The following is a 16,596-nucleotide window of genomic DNA, read 5'->3' as shown; positions in this document are numbered from 1 at the left end:
ATTTACCTGCTACTTTTTAGTAAAAATTTTACTAAACTCCCCAGCAATTACACAAACTACCATCACCATGAATGGTTCCGATTTCTCTCTACCGGGAGGCCCTATGAATCGCTGGGAAAACATTCAGCTCACCCACGAAAACCGACTTGCGCCGCGTGCGTACTTTTTTTCATATGATTCTGTTGCGCAAGCGCGTACCTTTGCCCGCGAAACCAGCAGCCTGTTTCTGCCCTTAAGCGGTCAGTGGAATTTCCACTTTTTTGACCATCCGCTGCAAGTACCAGAAGCCTTCACCTCTGAGTTAATGGCTGACTGGGGGCATATTACCGTCCCCGCCATGTGGCAAATGGAAGGTCACGGCAAACTGCAATATACCGACGAAGGTTTTCCGTTCCCCATCGATGTGCCGTTTGTCCCCAGCGATAACCCAACCGGTGCCTATCAACGTATTTTCACCCTCAGCGACGGCTGGCAGGGTAAACAGACGCTGATTAAATTTGACGGCGTCGAAACCTATTTTGAAGTCTATGTTAACGGTCAGTATGTGGGTTTCAGCAAGGGCAGTCGCCTGACCGCAGAGTTTGACATCAGCGCGATGGTTAAAACCGGCGACAACCTGTTGTGTGTGCGCGTGATGCAGTGGGCGGACTCTACCTACGTGGAAGACCAGGATATGTGGTGGTCAGCGGGGATCTTCCGCGATGTTTATCTGGTCGGAAAACACCTAACGCATATTAACGATTTCACTGTGCGTACCGACTTTGACGAAGCCTATTGCGATGCCACGCTTTCCTGCGAAGTGGTGCTGGAAAATCTCGCCGCCTCCCCTGTCGTCACGACGCTGGAATATACCCTGTTTGATGGCGAACGCGTGGTGCACAGCAGCGCCATTGATCATTTGGCAATTGAAAAACTGACCAGCGCCAGCTTTGCTTTTACTGTCGAACAGCCGCAGCAATGGTCAGCAGAATCCCCTTATCTTTACCATCTGGTCATGACGCTGAAAGACGCCAACGGCAACGTTCTGGAAGTGGTGCCACAACGCGTTGGCTTCCGTGATATCAAAGTGCGCGACGGTCTGTTCTGGATCAATAACCGTTATGTGATGCTGCACGGCGTCAACCGTCACGACAACGATCATCGCAAAGGCCGCGCCGTTGGAATGGATCGCGTCGAGAAAGATCTCCAGTTGATGAAGCAGCACAATATCAACTCCGTGCGTACCGCTCACTACCCGAACGATCCGCGTTTTTACGAACTGTGTGATATCTACGGCCTGTTTGTGATGGCGGAAACCGACGTCGAATCGCACGGCTTTGCTAATGTCGGCGATATCAGCCGTATTACCGACGATCCGCAGTGGGAAAAAGTCTACGTCGAGCGCATTGTTCGCCATATTCACGCGCAGAAAAACCATCCGTCGATCATCATCTGGTCGCTGGGCAATGAATCCGGCTATGGCTGTAACATCCGCGCGATGTACCACGCAGCGAAGGCGCTGGATGACACGCGACTGGTGCATTACGAAGAAGATCGCGATGCTGAAGTGGTCGATATTATTTCCACCATGTACACCCGCGTGCCGCTGATGAATGAGTTTGGTGAATACCCGCATCCGAAGCCGCGCATCATCTGTGAATATGCTCATGCGATGGGGAACGGACCAGGCGGGCTGACGGAGTACCAGAACGTCTTCTATAAGCACGATTGCATTCAGGGACATTATGTCTGGGAATGGTGCGACCACGGGATCCAGGCGCAGGATGACAACGGCAACGTCTGGTATAAATTCGGCGGCGACTACGGCGACTATCCCAACAACTATAACTTCTGTCTTGATGGTTTGATCTATTCCGATCAGACGCCGGGACCGGGCCTGAAAGAGTACAAACAGGTTATCGCGCCGGTAAAAATCCACGCGCTGGATCTGACTCACGGCGAGCTGAAAGTCGAAAATAAACTGTGGTTTACCACGCTTGATGACTACACCCTGCACGCAGAGGTGCGCGTCGAAGGTGAAACGCTCGCGACGCAGCAGATTAAACTGCGCGACGTTGCGCCGAACAGCGAAGCCCCCTTGCAGATCACGCTGCCGCAGCTGGACGCCCGCGAAGCGTTCCTCAACATTACGGTGACCAAAGATTCCCGCACCCGCTACAGCGAAGCCGGGCATTCTATCGCCACTTATCAGTTCCCGCTGAAGGAAAACACCGCGCAACCAGTGCCTTTCGCACCAAATAATGCGCGTCCGCTGACGCTGGAAGACGATCGTTTGAGCTGCACCGTTCGCGGCTACAACTTCGCGATCACCTTCTCAAAAATGAGTGGCAAACCGACATCCTGGCAGGTGAATGGCGAGTCGCTGCTGACCCGCGAGCCAAAGATCAACTTCTTCAAGCCAATGATCGACAACCACAAGCAGGAGTACGAAGGGCTGTGGCAACCGAATCATTTGCAGATCATGCAGGAACATCTGCGCGACTTTGCCGTAGAACAGAGCGATGGTGAAGTGTTGATCATCAGCCGCACAGTTATTGCCCCGCCGGTGTTTGACTTCGGGATGCGCTGCACCTACATCTGGCGCATCGCTGCCGATGGCCAGGTTAACGTGGCGCTTTCCGGCGAGCGTTACGGCGACTATCCGCACATCATTCCGTGCATCGGTTTCACCATGGGGATTAACGGCGAATACGATCAGGTGGCGTATTACGGTCGTGGACCGGGCGAAAACTACGCCGACAGCCAGCAGGCTAACATCATCGATATCTGGCGCAGCACCGTCGATGCCATGTTCGAGAACTATCCCTTCCCGCAGAACAACGGCAACCGTCAGCATGTCCGCTGGACGGCACTGACTAACCGCCACGGCAACGGTCTGCTGGTGGTTCCGCAGCGCCCAATTAACTTCAGCGCCTGGCGCTATACCCAGGAAAACATCCACGCTGCCCAGCACTGTAACGAGCTGCAGCGCAGTGATGACATCACCCTGAACCTCGACCACCAGCTGCTTGGCCTCGGCTCCAACTCCTGGGGCAGCGAGGTGCTGGACTCCTGGCGCGTCTGGTTCCGTGACTTCAGCTACGGCTTTACGTTGCTGCCGGTTTCTGGCGGAGAAGCTACCGCGCAAAGCCTGGCGTCGTATGAGTTCGGCGCAGGGTTCTTTTCCACGAATTTGCACAGCGAGAATAAGCAATGAGGATCATCGATAACTTAGAACAGTTCCGCCAGATTTACGCCTCTGGCAAGAAGTGGCAACGCTGCGTTGAAGCGATTGAAAATATCGACAACATTCAGCCTGGCGTCGCCCACTCCATCGGTGACTCATTGACTTACCGCGTGGAGACAGACTCCGCGACCGATGCGCTATTTACCGGGCATCGACGCTATTTTGAAGTGCATTACTACCTGCAAGGGCAGCAAAAAATTGAATATGCGCCGAAAGAGACATTACAGGTAGTGGAATATTATCGTGATGAAACTGACCGTGAATATTTAAAAGGCTGCGGAGAAACCGTTGAGGTCCACGAAGGGCAAATCGTTATTTGCGATATCCATGAAGCGTATCGGTTTATCTGCAATAACGCGGTCAAAAAAGTGGTTCTCAAAGTCACCATCGAAGATGGTTATTTCCATAACAAATAACAACTACGGCGGCAAAAGGAGTTTGCCGCCACCGCTACCCTACACATTTTCGGAGATGTGTTATGTCTGATACCAAACGTAATACAATCGGCAAATTCGGCTTGCTCTCGCTGACTTTTGCCGCCGTTTACAGCTTTAACAACGTTATCAATAATAATATTGAGCTTGGACTGGCCTCGGCACCGATGTTTTTCCTCGCGACGATTTTTTATTTTATTCCCTTCTGTCTGATCATCGCAGAATTTGTTTCGTTAAATAAAAACTCAGAAGCCGGTGTCTACGCGTGGGTAAAAAGTTCGCTGGGCGGACGTTGGGCATTTATTACTGCCTATACCTACTGGTTCGTAAACCTGTTCTTTTTCACCTCACTGTTGCCGCGCGTTATTGCTTATGCTTCGTATGCCTTCCTCGGCTACGAATATATTATGACGCCGGTTGCCACCACCATTATCAGTATGGTGCTGTTCGCCTTCTCCACCTGGGTTTCCACCAACGGGGCGAAAATGTTGGGGCCAATTACCTCCGTCACTTCAACGCTGATGCTGCTGTTAACGCTCTCCTACATTTTACTGGCAGGTACGGCGCTGGTTGGCGGCGTACAGCCTGCTGACCCCATCACCGTTGACGCGATGATCCCGAACTTCAACTGGGCGTTCCTCGGCGTTACCACCTGGATCTTTATGGCCGCAGGTGGCGCGGAGTCCGTCGCTGTGTACGTTAACGACGTCAAAGGCGGTTCGAAATCGTTCGTTAAAGTGATCATCCTCGCCGGGATTTTTATCGGCGTACTGTATTCCGTCTCCTCGGTGCTGATTAACGTCTTCGTCAGCAGCAAAGAGTTGAAATTTACCGGCGGATCGGTGCAGGTATTCCACGGCATGGCGGCGTATTTTGGTCTACCGGAAGCGTTGATGAATCGCTTTGTCGGTCTGGTGTCCTTTACCGCGATGTTCGGTTCCCTGCTGATGTGGACCGCAACGCCGGTGAAAATTTTCTTCTCCGAAATCCCGGAAGGCATCTTTGGTAAGAAAACCGTCGAACTGAACGAAAACGGCGTTCCAGCGCGCGCAGCGTGGATCCAGTTCCTGATCGTCATCCCGCTGATGATTATCCCGATGCTCGGTTCCAATACCGTGCAGGATCTGATGAATACTATTATTAATATGACTGCCGCAGCGTCCATGCTTCCGCCGTTATTCATCATGCTGGCTTACCTGAATTTACGCGCCAAATTAGATCACCTGCCACGCGATTTCCGCATGGGCTCCCGCCGCACCGGTATTATCGTTGTTTCAATGCTGATTGCGATATTTGCCGTAGGGTTTGTCGCTTCGACATTCCCGACTGGCGCGAATATTCTGACCATCATTTTTTATAACGTCGGCGGTATTGTTATCTTCCTCGGCTTTGCGTGGTGGAAATACAGTAAATATATAAAGGGATTAACGGCTGAAGAGCGCCATATTGAAGCGACGCCAGCCAGCAATGTTGATTGAGCAGACTAATAAAAAATGAGCAGGCATTTTCCCTCTTCCTGGATGGGGAGGGGGAAAATAGTTTCTGCCTTTATATTTTTATAATTACAACGATAAAAGGCTGTACTTTTTCTTTAGCTCATGGATTAACACAATGAAATTAATCACTGCACCGTGCAGAGCATTACTTGCTCTGCCGTTTTGCTACGCCTTTTCTGCGGCAGGAGAAGAAGCACGTCCGGCAGAACATGACGACACAAAAACACCTGCAATTACCTCGACATCTTCTCCTTCATTTCGTTTTTACGGCGAATTAGGGGTTGGTGGATATATGGATTTAGAGGGTGAGAATAAACATAAATACAGCGACGGTACCTATATTGAAGGTGGCCTGGAGATGAAGTACGGCTCCTGGTTCGGCCTGATTTACGGCGAAGGCTGGACCGTGCAGGCCGACCACGACGGCAATGCCTGGGTGCCAGACCATAGCTGGGGTGGTTTCGAGGGCGGAATTAACCGTTTCTATGGCGGTTATCGTACCAATGATGGCACCGAAATCATGCTCAGTCTGCGTCAGGATTCCTCGCTGGATGACCTGCAATGGTGGGGCGACTTCACCCCCGATCTGGGCTACGTCATTCCCAATACCCGCGACATTATGACCGCGCTGAAGGTGCAGAACTTAAGCGGCAACTTTCGTTATAGCGTCACCGCCACACCTGCCGGACATCATGACGAAAGCAAAGCCTGGCTACATTTTGGCAAGTACGATCGCTATGACGACAAATACACCTATCCGGCAATGATGAACGGTTACATCCAGTATGACCTTGCCGAAGGCATCACCTGGATGAACGATCTGGAAATCACCGACGGCACAGGACAGCTCTATCTCACGGGCCTGCTAACTCCTAACTTTGCCGCTCGCGCCTGGCACCATACCGGACGCGCCGACGGGCTGGACGTACCGGGAAGTGAAAGTGGGATGATGGTGAGCGCCATGTATGAAGCGTTAAAGGGCGTTTATCTCTCCACCGCTTACACCTACGCCAAACATCGCCCTGACCACGCTGACGATGAAACCACCTCTTTCATGCAGTTTGGTATCTGGTACGAATACGGCGGCGGACGTTTCGCCACGGCTTTTGATAGCCGCTTCTACATGAAAAATGCCTCTCACGATCCCAGCGACCAAATCTTCCTGATGCAATATTTCTACTGGTAATAAGGACTGTAATTTCATGAAAATAAAAACTATTTTAACGCCAGTAACCTGCGCTCTGCTGATAAGTTTTTCCGCCCATGCCGCTAACGCCGACAATTATAAAAACGTGATTAACCGTACTGGCGCGCCGCAGTACATGAAGGATTACGATTACGACGATCACCAGCGTTTTAATCCGTTTTTCGATCTCGGAGCCTGGCATGGTCATCTGTTGCCAGACGGCCCTAACACCATGGGCGGCTTTCCGGGCGTTGCGCTGCTGACGGAAGAGTACATCAACTTTATGGCCAGCAATTTCGACCGCCTGACCGTCTGGCAGGACGGCAAGAAAGTCGACTTTACGCTGGAGGCATACAGTATTCCCGGTGCGCTGGTGCAAAAACTGACAGCAAAAGATGTGCAAGTCGAAATGACTCTGCGCTTCGCCACGCCGCGCACGTCACTACTGGAAACCAAAATCACCAGCAATAAACCGCTGGATCTGGTGTGGGACGGCGAACTGCTGGAAAAACTGGAAGCGAAAGAAGGGAAACCGCTTTCCGATAAAACCATTGCTGGCGAATACCCTGACTATCAGCGCAAAATCAGCGCCACCCGTGATGGCCTGAAAGTCACCTTTGGCAAAGTGCGCGCCACCTGGGATCTGCTGACCTCCGGCGAATCGGAATATCAGGTGCATAAATCCCTGCCGGTGCAGACTGAAATCAACGGTAATCGCTTTACCAGTAAGGCGCATATCAACGGTTCGACCACGCTCTACACCACCTATTCCCATCTGCTGACCGCTCAGGAAGTTAGCAAAGAGCAAATGCAGATCCGCGATATTCTGGCGCGTCCGGCGTTTTATCTCACCGCCTCGCAGCAACGCTGGGAAGAATACCTGAAGAAAGGGTTAACCAATCCGGATGCGACGCCGGAACAGACGCGCGTCACGGTGAAAGCGATCGAAACGCTCAACGGTAACTGGCGCTCACCGGGCGGTGCGGTGAAATTTAACACCGTTACACCGTCGGTGACCGGGCGCTGGTTCTCCGGCAATCAGACCTGGCCGTGGGATACCTGGAAGCAGGCGTTTGCGATGGCGCATTTCAATCCGGACATCGCCAAAGAGAATATCCGCGCGGTCTTCTCCTGGCAGATCCAGCCTGGCGATAGCGTGCGTCCGCAGGATGTGGGCTTTGTCCCCGACCTGATAGCGTGGAACCTTAGCCCCGAGCGTGGTGGCGATGGCGGCAACTGGAACGAACGTAATACCAAACCCAGCCTTGCCGCCTGGTCGGTGATGGAAGTGTACAACGTCACCCAGGATAAAGCCTGGTTGGCAGAGATGTACCCGAAACTGGTGGCCTATCACGACTGGTGGTTACGTAACCGCGATCACAACGGCAACGGCGTGCCGGAATATGGCGCGACCCGCGACAAAGCCCACAACACTGAGAGCGGCGAGATGCTGTTTACGGTGAAGAAAGGCAACAAAGAAGAGACGCAGTCTGGGCTGAACAACTACGCCCGCGTGGTGGAGAAAGGCCAGTACGACAGTCTGGAAATTCCGGCACAGGTCGCTGCGTCGTGGGAATCGGGGCGTGATGATGCCGCCGTCTTTGGTTTTATCGACAAAGAACAGTTGGATAAATATGTCGCTAATGGCGGCAAACGTAGCGACTGGACGGTGAAATTCGCCGAAAACCGCAGTCAGGACGGAACGTTGCTGGGCTACTCGCTATTGCAGGAGTCGGTGGATCAGGCCAGCTATATGTACAGCGATAACCATTATCTGGCGGAGATGGCAACCATCCTCGGTAAGCCAGAAGAGGCCAAACGCTATCGCCAGTTGGCACAGCAGCTCGCGGACTACATCAACACCTGTATGTTCGACCCGACTACCCAGTTCTACTATGACGTACGTATTGAAGATAAACCACTGGCGAACGGCTGCGCGGGCAAACCGATTGTTGAGCGCGGTAAAGGGCCGGAAGGCTGGTCGCCGCTGTTTAACGGTGCGGCAACGCAGGCCAATGCCGACGCGGTGGTGAAGGTGATGCTCGATCCTAAAGAGTTCAACACCTTTGTCCCGCTGGGAACGGCGGCGTTAACCAATCCGGCTTTTGGCGCTGATATCTACTGGCGTGGGCGCGTATGGGTGGATCAGTTCTGGTTTGGTCTGAAAGGGATGGAGCGTTACGGTTATCGCGATGATGCCCTGAAACTGGCGGATACGTTCTTCCGTCACGCCAAAGGATTAACCGCCGATGGCCCAATTCAGGAGAATTACAACCCGCTGACTGGCGCACAGCAAGGCGCACCAAATTTCTCCTGGAGTGCCGCGCATTTGTATATGTTGTATAACGATTTTTTCCGTAAGCAATAATTTGCAACTGCTGGCGGATGCGGCGTAAACGCCTTATCCGCCCTACATGTGCAATCCTCCTGGCCGGATAAAACGCGACAAGCGTCGCATCCGGCATCTGCACCGTGCCACTGGCGGATGCGGCGTGAACGCCTTATCCGCCCTACATGTGCAATCCCCCAGGCCGGATAAAACGCGGCAAGCGTCGCATCCGGCGTTACCACCGGGCGTATTCTTTTTGAATCCCATCACAAACCCCGCACTCCCCTTTTCCCTTTTCTCCGGCGACGGCTAAATTAGAACTCATCCGACCACATAACAATTATTTTACATACTGGACAATTTTATGAGCTACCCGTCGCTGTTCGCCCCGCTGGATTTAGGTTTTACCACGTTAAAAAACCGCGTGTTGATGGGCTCAATGCACACCGGGCTGGAGGAATACCCGGACGGTGCCGAGCGGCTGGCAGCGTTTTATGCCGAACGCGCCCGTCACGGCGTGGCGCTGATTGTCAGCGGCGGCATTGCACCAGATTTAACAGGCGTTGGCATGGAAGGTGGCGCAATGCTCAACGACGCCAGCCAGATCCCACACCATCGCACCATTACCGAAGCGGTACATCAGGAAGGCGGCAAAATAGCCCTGCAAATTTTGCATACCGGGCGCTACAGCTACCAACCGCATCTGGTCGCTCCCTCCGCATTGCAGGCCCCCATCAACCGTTTCGTTCCTCACGAACTCACCCATGAAGAGATCCTGCAACTGATCGACGATTTCGCCCACTGCGCGCAACTGGCACGGGAGGCAGGATACGACGGTGTAGAGGTAATGGGGTCCGAAGGGTATTTGATCAACGAATTTCTGACGCTGCGCACCAATCAGCGTAGTGACCAGTGGGGCGGCGATTACCGCAACCGGATGCGATTTGCCGTAGAAGTAGTGCGTGCGGTGCGCGAACGCGTCGGCAACGACTTCATTATTATCTACCGACTGTCGATGCTCGACCTGGTCGAAGACGGCGGGACTTTTGCCGAAACGGTAGAGCTGGCGCAGGCCATTGAAGCGGCGGGCGCGACCATTATCAACACCGGCATTGGCTGGCATGAAGCACGTATTCCGACCATTGCCACGCCCGTGCCGCGCGGCGCATTTACTTGGGTCACGCGCAAACTGAAAGGCCACGTTTCGCTGCCGCTGGTGACCACCAACCGGATTAACGATCCGCAGGTTGCCGACGACATTCTCTCGCGCGGCGATGCCGATATGGTGTCGATGGCACGACCGTTTCTTGCTGATGCGGAACTGCTGTCAAAAGCGCAATCGGGGCGAGCCGATGAGATCAACACCTGCATTGGCTGCAATCAGGCCTGCCTCGATCAGATCTTCGTTGGCAAAGTCACCTCGTGCCTGGTGAATCCTCGCGCCTGCCACGAAACCAAAATGCCAATCCTTCCTGCCGTGCAGAAAAAAAATCTGGCGGTGGTCGGTGCGGGACCTGCTGGGCTGGCGTTTGCCATTAACGCGGCGGCGCGTGGGCATCAGGTAACATTGTTTGATGCCCACAGCGAGATCGGCGGGCAGTTTAATATCGCCAAACAGATCCCCGGCAAAGAGGAGTTTTACGAAACGCTGCGCTATTACCACCGGATGATCGAAGTGACGGGCGTGACGCTGAAACTCAATCACACCGTGACGGCGGATCAGTTACAGGCGTTCGATGAAACGATCCTCGCCAGTGGGATCGTGCCGCGCGTTCCGCCTATCGACGGGATCGATCATCCGAAGGTATTGAGTTATCTCGATGTACTGCGCGACAAAGCGCCGGTAGGCAACAAGGTTGCCATCATCGGTTGTGGCGGGATTGGTTTTGATACGGCGATGTATTTAAGTCAGCCGGGCGAATCCACCAGCCAGAATATCGCCAGGTTCTGTAATGAGTGGGGGATCGACAGCAGCCTACAACAGGCTGGTGGCTTAAGCCCGCAGGGAATGCAGATCCCGCGTAGCCCACGGCAAATTGTGATGCTCCAGCGCAAAGCCAGCAAACCGGGACAGGGGTTAGGCAAAACCACCGGCTGGATCCATCGCACCACCCTGCTCTCGCGGGGTGTGAAAATGATCCCAGGCGTAAGTTATCAGAAGATTGACGATGACGGGCTGCATGTGGTGATCAACGGCGAAACGCAGGTATTAGCAGTGGACAATGTGGTGATCTGCGCAGGGCAAGAGCCAAACCGCGCGCTGGCGCAACCGCTGATTGATAGCGGGAAAACTGTGCATTTAATTGGCGGCTGCGATGTGGCTATGGAGCTGGACGCACGACGGGCAATTGCCCAGGGAACACGGCTGGCGCTGGAGATTTAAATCGTTATTTGAAGCGCCGGATGCAACGCATCCGGCACGTCGCGTTAATCAATAAACAAGGCGGGAGAAATGCCGAATCGCGTTGCCAATTTTTTAGCGTGTTCCAGCGTTAATTTCCTCTTCCCGCTCAAAACGCGTGACACCATAGATTTACTGCCAATTTCCGGCAGATCGGAAAGGGTTAAACCATATTGATCCATAAGGGTACGAATCACGGCTATACCGCCAGGCATGGCTTGAGCCATGGCATTAAATTCCGCAAATTCGGGCGCTGATTCTTCCCACGCGGTTATTTTGGCACACACCAGATCCAGCAAGGGGTTTTCAGGATCGTTGAGCAGCAGATGATCTACCAGTTCCAGCGCCTGGGCGTATTGTTCCTCGTTCTGAATACCCGCCAGAAAAGGTGCCACCGCAGTTAGCTTTTCTCCTGCTTGCAAGATGTCGGCAATCGCAATCATTTTTTCCCCTTAGTACGATGAACAGCGGTAAAGAAATCGTATTCTTTATGCGTCATAACTTCACGTATGTAGCATAAACGTTGAACAACGCTAAACAAGAGAATGTAGAGGATGGTGACAGGGATTTTTTGTTTTATGGAAGCGCGATTCCAGAACTGGGCAGACATTGCCGGATGCGACGCTTGCCGCGTCTTATCCGGCCTGGGAGTAACGTGCTGAACGTAGGCCGGATAAGGCGTTAACGCCGCATCCGGCAGGTAACTCCCAATCTTACCGACGACGCCCCAGCTTCACTGTTTTCAGCACCACAAATTTATTATTCGTGGCGATGGTGGTGCAGTTGCCGAAAATCTTCTTCAGTTTATGGAAGTAATCCAGGTGACGGTTGGCAACGATATACAGTTCGCCGTTGATTTTCAGGCAGCGGCGGGCGTGGTGGAACATCTCCCAGGCGACGTTATCGGTCAGCGCATGTTGCTGATGAAACGGCGGGTTGCAGAGCACAGCATTAAAGCGGAAAGGCTCCACTCCGGAGAGCGCGTTGTTGATCATAAACTCGCAGCGATCCAACGCCTCTGGCATGTTGGTTTCAACATTCATTCGGCTGGAAGCGACCGCCATCGGCGATTCATCGACAAACACCACTTTCGCCTGCGGGTTTTTATCAAGCAGCGTCAGGCCAATAACGCCGTTACCACAGCCGAGATCGACAATCTCACCTTCGAGATTCTCTGGCAGATGTTGCATAAAGAAGCGTGCGCCAATATCCAGCCCGGTGCGGGAGAAGACATTCGCATGGTTGTGGATAGTCCAGTCAGTACCTTCCAGCTTCCAGCTAACGGTCTGCGGCGCATCGGCCAGCGGCGGTTCATTGAAAGTGCAATTAATCAGGCGCGCTTTTTTCCATGCCAGCGTAGTGGTGGTCGGGCCGAGCACTTTCTCGAACAGCTCCAGCGTGGAAGTGTGAATGTCACGGGCTTTGGCACCGGCAATAATACGTGTATCCGACGTGACCACTTTGCGCAGCGCACGCAGTTGCTGTTCCAGCAATGCCAGTGTTTTCGGCACTTTGATCAGCACCACACCCGGCTGTTGCGGGTAGTCGGCGGTGCTGTCGAGAAACTTCACGCTCGACTCATCAATCCCGTTGAGGCGTAAATTCTCGCGCGTCGCCAGTTCACTGATGTATGAGTCGCCAATGCTGTACGGCTTATGTTCCGCCAGCGCGCAGCTTAACGCACCAAAGGCATCATTCAGGATCAACACCGGGCCGCGGATTTCTGTGTCGTCCAACTGTTGCAGCAAATATTCATCCGCCGCTTCCCACGCCTGTAGCGGGTTAACGTCATCCGTCGCCGGAAAACGTTGTAGTGTCAGTGAACGGAAACCGTTGTCTAAGTGGCTCATCGGCCCTCCTGAATGATAAAATTTCGACGTTGCCCCTGAAAAGGGTGCGTGAGTATACCCTTTTTCTCTTTTTCGTGGGCGGTTATGAACAATCTTACTTATCTTCAGGGTTATCCCGAGCAGCTACTTTCCCAGGTGCGAACGCTGATTAACGAACAGCGTCTGGGCGATGTGCTGGCAAAACGCTATCCGGGAACACACGACTACGCCACCGATAAAGCCCTCTGGCAATATACTCAGGATCTGAAAAATCAGTTTCTGCGTAATGCCCCGCCGATCAATAAAGTGATGTATGACAATAAGATCCATGTGCTAAAAAACGCGCTCGGGTTACATACCGCTGTTTCTCGTGTGCAGGGCGGCAAGCTGAAAGCAAAAGCAGAGATCCGCGTCGCTACTGTGTTTCGCAACGCGCCGGAACCGTTTTTACGTATGATCGTGGTGCACGAACTGGCGCACCTGAAGGAGAAAGAGCATAACAAAGCGTTTTACCAGTTGTGCTGCCATATGGAGCCGCAGTACCACCAGCTTGAGTTCGACACCCGGCTGTGGCTAACGCAGTTGTCGCTTGGGCAGGACAAAATCTGAAAATGATGTCAGGCGTTATCTTTTCTTTCTTTAGCGCCTAAAATCGACCTCCCCCCTTTCGTTAAGGATAACGACCATGCAGCCCCGCCTTCTTCTCCGTATTTGTTTTTCTCGCCGGACTCTTAAGATTGGCTGTTTGTTGTTGCTTATAGCAGGAGCGACCATTTTTATTGCCGATCGCGTTATGGTCAACGCCAGCAAGCAGCTGACCTGGAGCGATGTCAACGCAGTTCCGGAGCGTAACGTGGGCTTATTGCTGGGGGCCAGGCCGGGTAATCGCTACTTTACCCGACGTATTGATACCGCAGCAGCGTTGTACCACGCCGGAAAAGTGAAATGGCTACTGGTAAGTGGCGATAACGGACGTAAAAATTACGATGAAGCCTCAGGTATGCAGCAGGCTTTGATCGCTAAAGGCGTACCGGCGAAAGTGATCTTCTGCGACTATGCCGGATTCTCAACGCTGGATTCGGTAGTGCGTGCCAAAAAGGTTTTTGGTGAAAACCATATCACCATTATCTCGCAAGAATTTCATAACCAACGCGCCATCTGGCTGGCAAAACAGTACAGCATCGACGCTATCGGTTTTAACGCGCCTGACCTCAATATGAAGCACGGTTTTTATACTCAACTGCGGGAGAAACTCGCTCGTGTCAGCGCCGTGATTGACGCCAAAATCCTCCATCGCCAGCCGAAATATCTCGGGCCATCGGTCATGATTGGGTCGTTTAGTGAGCATGGCTGTCCGGCAAAAGAATAATGCGTATCTGCGCACGTCGAAGATGAAAAAGGCGTGCTACATTGACGACAGAATCCCTTTATGGAGTATCCACGCGTTATGATACGTTTCGCTGTGATTGGTACGAACTGGATCACTCGCCAGTTCGTCGAGGCCGCCCATGAGAGCGGTAAATACAAGTTAACCGCCGTATATTCCCGCAGCCTTGAGCAGGCTCAGCACTTCGCCAATGATTTTTCTGTCGAGCATCTGTTTACCTCGCTGGAAGCGATGGCGGAAAGCGATGCCATTGACGCGGTGTATATTGCCAGCCCGAATGCCCTGCATTTTTCCCAGACACAACTTTTCCTTAGCCATAAAATTCATGTGATTTGCGAGAAACCACTGGCGTCGAATCTGGCGGAAGTGGATGCCGCCATTGCCTGTGCGCGGGAAAATCAGGTGGTGCTGTTTGAGGCATTTAAAACCGCCTGCCTGCCGAACTTTCATTTGCTGCGCCAGGCGCTGCCGAAAGTCGGCAAATTGCGTAAAGTCTTTTTCAACTATTGCCAGTATTCCTCGCGCTATCAACGTTACCTGGACGGTGAAAATCCCAACACCTTTAATCCGTCATTCTCTAACGGTTCAATTATGGATATCGGCTTTTACTGCCTGGCGTCGGCGGTGGCGTTATTTGGTGAGCCGAAAAGCGTGCAGGCAACCGCCAGTTTGCTGGCAAGCGGTGTAGATGCCCACGGCGTGGTGGTGATGGATTACGGTGATTTCAGCGTCACCTTGCAGCACTCAAAAGTCAGTGATTCTGTCCTGGCGAGCGAGATTCAGGGCGAAGCAGGATCGCTGGTGATTGAAAAACTGTCTGAATGCCAGAAAGTGTGCTTCGTGCCGCGTGGCAGCCAAATGCAGGATCTCACCCAGCCGCAGCATATTAATACCATGCTCTACGAAGCAGAGCTGTTCGCTACCCTGGTGGATGAGCATCTGGTGGATCATCCGGGGCTGGCGGTCAGTCGCATCACCGCCAAACTGCTGACCGAGATCCGCCGCCAGACTGGGGTGATTTTTCCGGCAGATAGCGTAAAACTATAATTGCCAAAGTAAAACAGTGTAAAAGGTATGTAACAGACCATTGACTGGCTGAATGGTCTGTCATACTTTGTTACCTGCAAAGGGGAGTAACTTCATTGCCGGTCGATCGTCATTACGATGTGTGAAAAACCACATCCGGTCACCGGGCAACCCGAAAGGAATACGCAGACGTATTCCTTTTTTGTTGTAAGTGAGACCTTGCCGGAAGGCGAGGTCTATGCATAAAAAGCAGCGGCTGACGTCTTCCGACGTTGGCCGTTTTTTTATGTGTAAGGAACTTCTATGAATACTGTCGGCACGCCGTTGCTATGGGGCGGATTCGCTGTTGTTGTCGCCATTATGCTGGCTATCGACCTGTTGTTGCAGGGGCGTCGTGGGGCACATGCCATGACCATGAAACAGGCTGCGGCCTGGTCGCTGGTCTGGGTGACGCTGTCGTTACTGTTTAACGCCGCTTTCTGGTGGTATCTGGTGCAAACCGAAGGTCGCGCCGTTGCCGATCCACAGGCACTGGCCTTTCTCACAGGTTATCTGATTGAGAAATCGCTGGCGGTCGATAACGTCTTTGTCTGGCTGATGTTGTTCAGCTATTTCTCTGTTCCGGCGGCATTACAACGCCGCGTGCTGGTGTATGGCGTGCTCGGGGCGATTGTTCTGCGTACCATCATGATCTTCACTGGCAGCTGGCTAATTTCGCAGTTCGACTGGATCCTGTATATCTTCGGTGCCTTCCTGCTGTTTACCGGCGTGAAGATGGCGCTCGCCCATGAAGATGAATCAGGCATTGGCGACAAGCCGCTGGTGCGCTGGCTACGCGGTCATTTGCGCATGACCGACACCATCGACAACGAGCATTTCTTTGTGCGTAAGAATGGATTGCTGTACGCCACACCGCTGATGCTGGTACTGATTCTGGTGGAATTGAGCGACGTGATTTTCGCCGTGGATAGCATTCCGGCTATCTTCGCCGTGACCACTGACCCGTTCATTGTGCTGACCTCAAACCTGTTTGCGATCCTCGGCCTGCGTGCGATGTATTTCCTGCTGGCGGGCGTAGCAGAGCGTTTCTCGATGCTCAAATATGGCCTGGCGGTGATTCTGGTGTTTATCGGTATCAAGATGCTGATTGTCGACTTCTACCATATTCCAATCGCCGTCTCGCTGGGCGTGGTGTTTGGCATTCTGGTGATGACGTTTATTATCAACGCCTGGGTGAATTATCGGCATGATAAGCAGCGGGGTGGATAATTTTTAATCTGCC

General features: G+C 52.9%; 12 protein-coding genes and 1 pseudogene. 10 read left to right on the top strand and 3 right to left on the bottom strand.

The features are described from left to right. The first annotated feature begins 103 nt into the window (after positions 1-103). The 6 genes from ebgA (at position 104) to fadH (ending at position 11,054) form a co-directional block, all read left to right on the top strand. Positions 104-3,196 carry a beta-galactosidase subunit alpha gene (gene ebgA / locus HGD79_RS19155; protein ID WP_001082869.1) on the top strand — a complete coding sequence of 1,031 codons (3,093 nt, stop codon included), beginning with the start codon at positions 104-106 and terminating at the stop codon, positions 3,194-3,196. After that, positions 3,193-3,642, top strand: coding sequence for a beta-galactosidase subunit beta (locus HGD79_RS19150; protein ID WP_001219954.1), 450 nt, complete (start codon positions 3,193-3,195; stop codon positions 3,640-3,642). The genes ebgA and HGD79_RS19150 overlap by 4 nt, the downstream gene beginning before the upstream one ends. 62 nt (positions 3,643-3,704) lie before the next feature. Continuing rightward, the gene (locus HGD79_RS19145) at positions 3,705-5,138 is read left to right on the top strand and encodes an amino acid permease (RefSeq protein WP_001285446.1); all 1,434 of its coding nucleotides are present in this window, start codon (positions 3,705-3,707) and stop codon (positions 5,136-5,138) included. A 133-nt stretch (positions 5,139-5,271) separates the two neighbouring features. Further along, positions 5,272-6,342: a protein YgjJ gene (gene ygjJ / locus HGD79_RS19140; RefSeq protein WP_168848476.1), complete on the top strand. Its 1,071-nt coding sequence runs from the start codon at positions 5,272-5,274 to the stop codon at positions 6,340-6,342. Between the two features lie 16 nt (positions 6,343-6,358). Then, the gene (gene ygjK, locus HGD79_RS19135) at positions 6,359-8,710 is read left to right on the top strand and encodes an alpha-glucosidase (protein WP_168848475.1); all 2,352 of its coding nucleotides are present in this window, start codon (positions 6,359-6,361) and stop codon (positions 8,708-8,710) included. 325 nt (positions 8,711-9,035) lie between these two features. Further along, complete coding sequence (fadH, locus tag HGD79_RS19130; RefSeq protein ID WP_000121461.1) at positions 9,036-11,054, top strand: NADPH-dependent 2,4-dienoyl-CoA reductase; 2,019 nt, start codon at positions 9,036-9,038, stop codon at positions 11,052-11,054. A 44-nt stretch (positions 11,055-11,098) separates the two neighbouring features. Here fadH and higA read toward each other — a convergent pair whose 3' ends face one another. The 3 genes and pseudogenes from higA to rlmG all read right to left on the bottom strand — a co-directional run bounded on the left by higA (position 11,099) and on the right by rlmG (position 12,922). Continuing rightward, a complete protein-coding gene (gene higA, locus HGD79_RS19125) occupies positions 11,099-11,515 on the bottom strand; it encodes a type II toxin-antitoxin system antitoxin HigA (protein ID WP_000560253.1) in 417 nt (138 codons plus the stop codon). Further along, positions 11,512-11,595, bottom strand: a pseudogene (locus HGD79_RS19120) (type II toxin-antitoxin system HigB family toxin); the annotation flags it as partial. The gene higA and the pseudogene HGD79_RS19120, both read right to left, overlap by 4 nt. A gap of 190 nt (positions 11,596-11,785) precedes the next feature. Then, positions 11,786-12,922, bottom strand: a complete 1,137-nt coding sequence (rlmG, locus tag HGD79_RS19115; RefSeq protein ID WP_000018690.1) for a 23S rRNA (guanine(1835)-N(2))-methyltransferase RlmG — start codon at positions 12,920-12,922, stop codon at positions 11,786-11,788. Between the two features lie 84 nt (positions 12,923-13,006). Between rlmG and HGD79_RS19110 the strand changes: the two genes are divergently transcribed. The 4 genes from HGD79_RS19110 (at position 13,007) to alx (ending at position 16,583) form a co-directional block, all read left to right on the top strand. Then, positions 13,007-13,510 carry a M48 family metallopeptidase gene (locus HGD79_RS19110; protein WP_001297151.1) on the top strand — a complete coding sequence of 168 codons (504 nt, stop codon included), beginning with the start codon at positions 13,007-13,009 and terminating at the stop codon, positions 13,508-13,510. Positions 13,511-13,586: 76 nt separating this feature from the next. Beyond that, the gene (locus HGD79_RS19105) at positions 13,587-14,270 is read left to right on the top strand and encodes a vancomycin high temperature exclusion protein (RefSeq protein ID WP_168848474.1); all 684 of its coding nucleotides are present in this window, start codon (positions 13,587-13,589) and stop codon (positions 14,268-14,270) included. 78 nt (positions 14,271-14,348) lie between these two features. After that, positions 14,349-15,335, top strand: a complete 987-nt coding sequence (locus tag HGD79_RS19100) for a Gfo/Idh/MocA family oxidoreductase (RefSeq protein WP_001297165.1) — start codon at positions 14,349-14,351, stop codon at positions 15,333-15,335. Between the two features lie 282 nt (positions 15,336-15,617). Then, on the top strand, positions 15,618-16,583 hold the full coding sequence (alx, locus tag HGD79_RS19095) for a TerC family membrane protein Alx (RefSeq protein WP_001098806.1): 966 nt from the start codon (positions 15,618-15,620) through the stop codon (positions 16,581-16,583). Positions 16,584-16,596 lie beyond the last annotated feature (13 nt).

It is taken from the genome of Escherichia sp. SCLE84, assembly GCF_012584495.1.
Lineage (GTDB): Bacteria > Pseudomonadota > Gammaproteobacteria > Enterobacterales > Enterobacteriaceae > ECMA0423.
This window is presented reverse-complemented; position numbering and strand designations above follow the sequence as displayed.

Coding starts and splice junctions, on each gene's coding strand:
- ebgA (WP_001082869.1), top strand. CDS start 104: ATGAATCGCTGGGAAAACATTCAGCTCACCCACGAAAACCGACTTGCG.
- HGD79_RS19150 (WP_001219954.1), top strand. CDS start 3,193: ATGAGGATCATCGATAACTTAGAACAGTTCCGCCAGATTTACGCCTCT.
- HGD79_RS19145 (WP_001285446.1), top strand. CDS start 3,705: ATGTCTGATACCAAACGTAATACAATCGGCAAATTCGGCTTGCTCTCG.
- ygjJ (WP_168848476.1), top strand. CDS start 5,272: ATGAAATTAATCACTGCACCGTGCAGAGCATTACTTGCTCTGCCGTTT.
- ygjK (WP_168848475.1), top strand. CDS start 6,359: ATGAAAATAAAAACTATTTTAACGCCAGTAACCTGCGCTCTGCTGATA.
- fadH (WP_000121461.1), top strand. CDS start 9,036: ATGAGCTACCCGTCGCTGTTCGCCCCGCTGGATTTAGGTTTTACCACG.
- higA (WP_000560253.1), bottom strand. CDS start 11,515: ATGATTGCGATTGCCGACATCTTGCAAGCAGGAGAAAAGCTAACTGCG.
- rlmG (WP_000018690.1), bottom strand. CDS start 12,922: ATGAGCCACTTAGACAACGGTTTCCGTTCACTGACACTACAACGTTTT.
- HGD79_RS19110 (WP_001297151.1), top strand. CDS start 13,007: ATGAACAATCTTACTTATCTTCAGGGTTATCCCGAGCAGCTACTTTCC.
- HGD79_RS19105 (WP_168848474.1), top strand. CDS start 13,587: ATGCAGCCCCGCCTTCTTCTCCGTATTTGTTTTTCTCGCCGGACTCTT.
- HGD79_RS19100 (WP_001297165.1), top strand. CDS start 14,349: ATGATACGTTTCGCTGTGATTGGTACGAACTGGATCACTCGCCAGTTC.
- alx (WP_001098806.1), top strand. CDS start 15,618: ATGAATACTGTCGGCACGCCGTTGCTATGGGGCGGATTCGCTGTTGTT.